Source organism: Allocoleopsis sp. (genome assembly GCF_036703385.1).
In the GTDB taxonomy this organism is placed as follows: Bacteria; Cyanobacteriota; Cyanobacteriia; order Cyanobacteriales; family Coleofasciculaceae; genus Allocoleopsis.
In genome coordinates, this window is the sequence record NZ_DATNPA010000618.1 from 1 (window position 1) to 2,598 (window position 2,598).

Consider the following 2,598-nt stretch of genomic DNA (forward strand, 5'->3'; position numbering starts at 1 on the left):
GGGGTGCCTTGTGCCGATTTGTAGCGAAAGCAGCTAACAGCACAGAAATAGACGACGAACAAGAGGACGCCGAGGAGGAAGTCTTGCATGGTGAGTGTTATCAACACAGGGAGAATATTTCACCCCTTCCCAAAGGCGCTAGCCTCGTTGATAATTCTCTTTAACAGTCGATAGGACTCAAGAATCGCAATATAAGGCGCTTTCTCCCCTACCTCGGCAGATACTGGGATGAACTGTTGATCGGGAGTACTCTTGTGTCCGATGCGATAGCGAAGCGCTGCTGCTTGCAGCAGATCGCCTTCGCCCTTGGAAAACCGCAGGCGAGGTCTAGTGTACAGTTATAGCTTTAAAAGCGCTACGCGGTGGGCGGGGTCGTTGAATCTTCAGCCAATAGTGCTTCCATCTGAGCCAGTAGTTTCTCTAACTTCTTCTGCTTAGAGGAATCATCCCAAAATTTAGCCTGCAATAAGCGACGGTAGGTCATGTCCATTCGGCTCTTGAGGGTATGATCACCCTCCGGCACTGAACTCGCTTGTTTGAGACGCTCTCTAATCTGACTGAGGGACAGGGACTGAGCGATCGCTTCTTCTAATAAGGTAAGACGCTCCGTTTCATCCTTTATTTTCGAGATGGCTTTGGCTTTGGTATAGGCAATCCGTCCCGAACGCAAAGCTTCCAGGATATCGTTGGGAAGTTTCAGCAAAGGTAAACGATTACTGATAAAGGACTCCCAACTCATCAGACCCAGATTGGTAAATACCTCCTTGACTAACTCCGCTTCCGGTTGACTGATAACGTTATTAGTCAGACGCACAGAATCATTCAGCATCCGGTAGAGCAAAGACCCAACTTCGTCTTTACTCGTGCCTAATCGAAGTGCTAAAAGTTGCAAAATGCCCTCGGTTTCCTCTACAGGATTCAGGTTTTCGCGCTGTAGGTTCTCAATTAAAGCTAAGGCAAGCGCGTCTTCATCACTTAAAGACCGGATTACCACTGGAACTTCATCGAGTCCAGCAGCCATCGCGGCTCGGTAACGCCGCTCTCCCGCCACTAATTCATATTTGTCATCAGGTAGCGTCCGCACCAATAGGGGCTGTAAAATCCCATGCTGTTTGATTGACTCAGTTAGTTCTGCAATTGCTTTGGCGTCAAAGTAACGGCGCGGCTGCCCTTCGGGAAGGGTAATAGCTTGGGTGGGCAGAGATTGTGTAGGGGTCGGTTCCTCCCCAAATAGGCTATCCAAGCCCTTGAGTCGTTTTACCTCTGGCTTTGGGTTTTTAGAACTCATTTAATCCCCTCCAAAATTTCAGCAATTGTTTCCAAAACAGTGACGGCTGGATGCTTGGGGTTATGTATAGCCAGAGGAGTATGTTTTTCAGCGGCATCAGCGAAGGCAGTTGTTCGGGGAATTTCCGGAAATATTATCCCTTCTACTTCGGCAAACTGGTCTTGAATCGCTTTCAATATTCGCTGATCTTGAGAGTTGGCTTTGGCAAACATCGTAGGCAGATAACCCGCGATTTTGAGTTGACGGTTGGGGCGGGCGCGAACGCGCTTGATGGTACGAAATAGGAGGTCAGTGCCTTGAAAAGCTTTGTACTGGGTTTGAATGGGAATCAGAACGTGTGTGGAGGCTACCAAACTGATGTAGCTGAGGATTCCGAGAGAGGGAGGGCAGTCAATTAAGATGAAATCATATTGCTCTTGGATCGGAGCGATCGCATCTTTCATCCGTTGTTCTCTCATATCAGCTGTCACCAGTTCCAGTTCAGCTCCACTCAAGTTGATATTGGCTGGAGCTAAATCAACACCATGTATGTCTTGTTGGATAGGTAAAGGTTCGTCTCCAAGAAGCGCATCATAGAGAGTTTTCTCAATCTCTAAGGGTTCTAGTCCCATAAATGTCGTTAAAGACGATTGTGGGTCTAGATCCATCAACAAAACTCGGTGAGAGCGAAGAGCGAGATGGTAGCCCAAATTCATAGTAAGCGTACTTTTGCCTACTCCCCCAGATTGATTAAACAGTGAAATTATTCGACTTCCATGAGTATCTTTAGCTGCCATATTACTTGAATCTTCATGCACGCTACAAGGGAAAAGAATACAACGAAGAGCCGTCACCGTATCCCAATCCCAGCTCCAGATTAGAAATAAAGCGAGGGCGATAGGCAGGATTTGTAACAGTACCCGACAGATCGATAGCACCTGCTATCTGACAAAGCGTGAGTTGTGACGGGACTACTAAATAAGAAGGAAGTTTTGGGGTGCGATTTTATCTAGAGTGCCGTTCAAGCTTAGCCAAAATCTTACCTAACTTGACCCAAATTCAACACACGATATTCAAGAGTTTTTGCCATTATAGGATGCATTTTATTTAAGGCAAACACCTGGGCGTCTCAGGGAACAAACCTCGACAAAACCTCAGTACTTAATGTATCTTTTTATACTTTTAACTAGCGGCTTGTCTCCAGCAATTGTACTTAAACACTGGAGTTAGGGAAAAATTAGGGAAGTTCGGCAGAGAATTCGACCTGCGTTCTGGAGTGCAGTTTGGTCGTAAACTTAGATAGAGTAAGCCATTGCCGCACTAAGGTTTTC

Annotated in this window: 2 protein-coding genes; both read right to left on the bottom strand. The window is 46.6% G+C overall.

The window, feature by feature from the left end; all coding sequences use genetic code 11:
* Window positions 1-355: 355 nt before the first annotated feature.
* The gene (locus V6C93_RS29640) at window positions 356-1,288 is read right to left on the bottom strand and encodes a ParB/RepB/Spo0J family partition protein (RefSeq protein WP_333480272.1); all 933 of its coding nucleotides are present in this window, start codon (window positions 1,286-1,288) and stop codon (window positions 356-358) included.
* Window positions 1,285-2,064, bottom strand: coding sequence for a ParA family protein (locus V6C93_RS29645; protein WP_333480273.1), 780 nt, complete (start codon window positions 2,062-2,064; stop codon window positions 1,285-1,287). The genes V6C93_RS29640 and V6C93_RS29645 overlap by 4 nt, the downstream gene beginning before the upstream one ends.
* Window positions 2,065-2,598: the final 534 nt, after the last annotated feature.